The sequence below is a fragment of the Candidatus Magnetobacterium casense genome (assembly GCF_019173545.1).
GTDB classification, from domain to species: domain Bacteria; phylum Nitrospirota; class Thermodesulfovibrionia; order Thermodesulfovibrionales; family Magnetobacteriaceae; genus Magnetobacterium; species Magnetobacterium cryptolimnobacter.
On sequence record NZ_JABXWD010000406.1, the window covers coordinates 1 to 2,861 of the forward strand.

The following is a 2,861-nucleotide window of genomic DNA, read 5'->3' on the forward strand; positions in this document are numbered from 1 at the left end:
GGGCCCGGAGCCACGCCTTAGCGGTATCGTTCGGGACCATACTCTTGTCGAACACAACGGCTACTACCGCTCTGGAGCCTTCCTTGATGCCGACGATGGCATGTGCGCCTTTGAAGTAGAAGTCATCCTTGCGTTCACAGGACAGGATGTCGGTGAGCGGTTCGATGACAGCGAAGGTCTCATTGGGGCGCAGGAGGTCCTCAATCACGCTCTGGACCCCGAGAAGAAGTTCTTGACATCTGCCAGGCCGATTCCGAACAAAATGGCTGCTGCCGGCACCGCGATGGCGACCCAGCCCCACCATGGGAGCGCGGGGAGGGCCCCGAGGCCGGAAACCTTCCCTTCCCTGACCGCCTTCAGGCGAGTTCTTCGAAGGGCCTCCATGTTCTGGTGCTCGAGGTTGTAAATCATTGGGTTGATGAATCCGCCCGTGAGCAGGCCTTGGAGCTCCAGCCGCCAGCGGTCGAAGATGCGCTCGATTTCGCCGTCGGTTTTCGCCCACATGAGCTCGTTCATGAAGTTAGACCGCATTCCCTCGTAGAACGAGTATTCGCGCTCGAGGGGCGGCTGCATTTGCATCTGGTAGAGGCCGGGGTTGTAGCCGAGCATGGTTACCATCCTCTCTGGACCCTACGGTATAGGTCTTGGTTGTCGTGGTGGGCCTTGATGGCGTACTTCGCCGCCGCCTTGGCGAGGGCAGGGGATGGGTTGCTTACAAACCGGGAGTAAAGGTAGTTTATAACTTCTTCATCAGAGGTGCCGACGTGTAACCTGCCGACAATGTTTCGAATGATGTGCTTGTCGCCGCCGGTAAGCTTTGGGCTGGGCATGGGCAACCTCCTATGACACCTCGCCCGAGCGAATTTTGCTCAAGGGTGTGGGTTTGAACCCCGTATCGCGTTCGATGTGAAGCCCGTGCGGACCCGTTGATGTCTGGAGTTCTGAGAGGCTGAAATAGCCCAACTCGGTCTCGAGTCCCTTGACGAGCCCGAAGAACAGGTCCTTGCCGTCGTATTCCAAGGCGTACCAAGTCCAGTTACTGTCGGGCGTGAAGAACTTGACGTAGGCGATGGGGTCCTCGACGTTCTCCTGCGAGTAGAGCGGCGGAAGCTTCTTCAGGATGTCCTTGGTGAGGAGCTTGATGGGGGCGCCCATCCCACAGGTTGGACAATCTGGTCCTCCATGAGGATGCGATTCGCCATGGCATGTCGGACATTCTACTTGAATCACTTCAGTGTTATTGTTGACGGTTTCGATGCTTGGAAGCGGGAGGTCCCATTCGGCGGGCTCAACTTGTGTATTCATCAGCCCCACTTCGCGGACCCGGAAGAGCATTCCCTGTTCTTCCGGCCCCGGATTCGCCCACATGAACAAGTTGTTAGGCTTCAGTTTTCCCAGCTTTTTCTTGGTTCCGGATACACCGTCAAGCTCGGAATTCCCCTCGTACTCTGAGTAATCCAGGTTCGGCCACAGTTCCCGCATCGCCCGGATGACTTCCTTCTCGGGCGGATAGTACACTCCATTGTCGCCCTCGTACTCGTAGAAGTTCGTGTTATGGAAAAGCCACCCGTAGACTTCCTTTTCCCACCCGTCGGGCATCCCTTCCATCCAGTGGGCGGCACTGCTGATGTTCTCGAGCGTCTGGCTGAACGCGCTGTCGGGGTCGTCCTCGTCAGATTGCTGCTCCTCGAGCCAGTCGCCCCAGGACCCGATGAAGAACTTTTCTTCCCGGGTGTCGTACAGGATGGTCGTGTCGTATGTGTCGCCGAGGGCGACGTAGAGAGCCCCAGTGTTGTAGTAGTATTTGTCGACCTGCCCCGCGATGGGCACTGCCTCAACGCCATAGCCTCCCAGAGCCTCGTTTGCGAGCTCAAGGGCTGCATCCACCTCTTCATGAGACTGCGCGTTCCTGAAGGCTTCCGAGAGCTTGTCGACCTGGTCCTGCGTGAGGTTCGGGAAGGCGGCCTTGAGGTGGAGTTCATCGTTCCCAGAACCCGACATGCCCGATTTAGGGACCTTCTTTACGCTCGCCACAGCGGTTCCGATGGTCATGGTCTGCCCGTCTGCTAGGTTCCATCGCACGGCGAGAAGCTTCTTCATAGGGTCCGTGTAGATGCTGCGCCCATGGTAGCCCGGGATGGTCGTGACGTAGCCGATGTCGCCGCGCTGGATGCCGTACTTCGAGTAGTACAGGGCATCGAAGATGGTAGGTTCGAATACGACGCGGTCGCCTTCCTTGAACTTGGCCATGAGGTACTACTCCAAATCGTAATCTTCTAGCTCACTCATCACCGCGTCTGTAGGCGTTCCCGGCTCGATGATGGCACCAAGGCACCCGAAGCACGCCTCGTGGTCAACGCCACGAATCGCAGACGCATCTTCTGCCCACTCTTGACTTTCGCGATACATCCTTTTGGCTTCCGACCCATGCGTGGGATATCTCACGGGGACTTCTGGATTTGTCCAGCACAACCGACAATGAGCCTCTACACAGGTTTTCTTTTTTCGTTTGTAAACGGGGCAGTCCCATATCGCCTTGCTGACGACCTCGGTTGCTGCCGTTGAGCCGGCGGATAACCCATAAATCATCGGCGGGAAGTCTTCGAAGTAAAGCGATGAGGGCCGCACTATCATGTTGTCCGGGGCTGCGTTTAGTGCGTTGACCCATTTTTCATTGACGCTGCCATCGGGGCGCAGACATACCCTCGTCGGGGACCAGAACTTAGTCTTCGGTAATCGTTCTGCGACTTCAAACCATTGTTCAGCATACTTGGTAGACCAGAAGTCCCCAGAGTCGTGAATTCTGAAATAGTCGGGAGTCCCGAACCAGATTCCACGGTCGGACTGTTTTGCCTTCGATA

At 56.9% G+C, this 2,861-nt stretch carries 5 protein-coding genes; all 5 read right to left on the reverse strand.

The window, feature by feature from the left end; translation table 11 throughout:
- Positions 1–208: hypothetical protein (locus HWQ67_RS15555; RefSeq protein ID WP_218253601.1), on the reverse strand; the 208-nt coding region annotated here is incomplete at its 3' end.
- Entirely contained in the window at positions 205–609 is a 405-nt protein-coding gene (locus tag HWQ67_RS15560; RefSeq protein WP_218253602.1) for a hypothetical protein, read from the reverse strand. The genes HWQ67_RS15560 and HWQ67_RS15555, both read right to left, overlap by 4 nt.
- A gap of 2 nt (positions 610–611) precedes the next feature.
- Entirely contained in the window at positions 612–830 is a 219-nt protein-coding gene (locus tag HWQ67_RS15565) for a hypothetical protein (RefSeq protein WP_218253603.1), read from the reverse strand.
- A gap of 10 nt (positions 831–840) precedes the next feature.
- Positions 841–2,250 carry a DUF2958 domain-containing protein gene (locus tag HWQ67_RS15570; RefSeq protein ID WP_218253604.1) on the reverse strand — a complete coding sequence of 470 codons (1,410 nt, stop codon included), beginning with the start codon at positions 2,248–2,250 and terminating at the stop codon, positions 841–843.
- A gap of 6 nt (positions 2,251–2,256) precedes the next feature.
- On the reverse strand, positions 2,257–2,861 hold a 605-nt coding region (locus HWQ67_RS15575; protein ID WP_218253605.1), incomplete at its 5' end, for a GP88 family protein.

What these genes read in the sequence shown, in the direction of transcription:
- HWQ67_RS15560 (WP_218253602.1), bottom strand. Translation starts at nt 609, where the DNA reads ATGCTCGGCTACAACCCCGGCCTCTACCAGATGCAAATGCAGCCGCCC.
- HWQ67_RS15565 (WP_218253603.1), bottom strand. Translation starts at nt 830, where the DNA reads ATGCCCAGCCCAAAGCTTACCGGCGGCGACAAGCACATCATTCGAAAC.
- HWQ67_RS15570 (WP_218253604.1), bottom strand. Translation starts at nt 2,250, where the DNA reads ATGGCCAAGTTCAAGGAAGGCGACCGCGTCGTATTCGAACCTACCATC.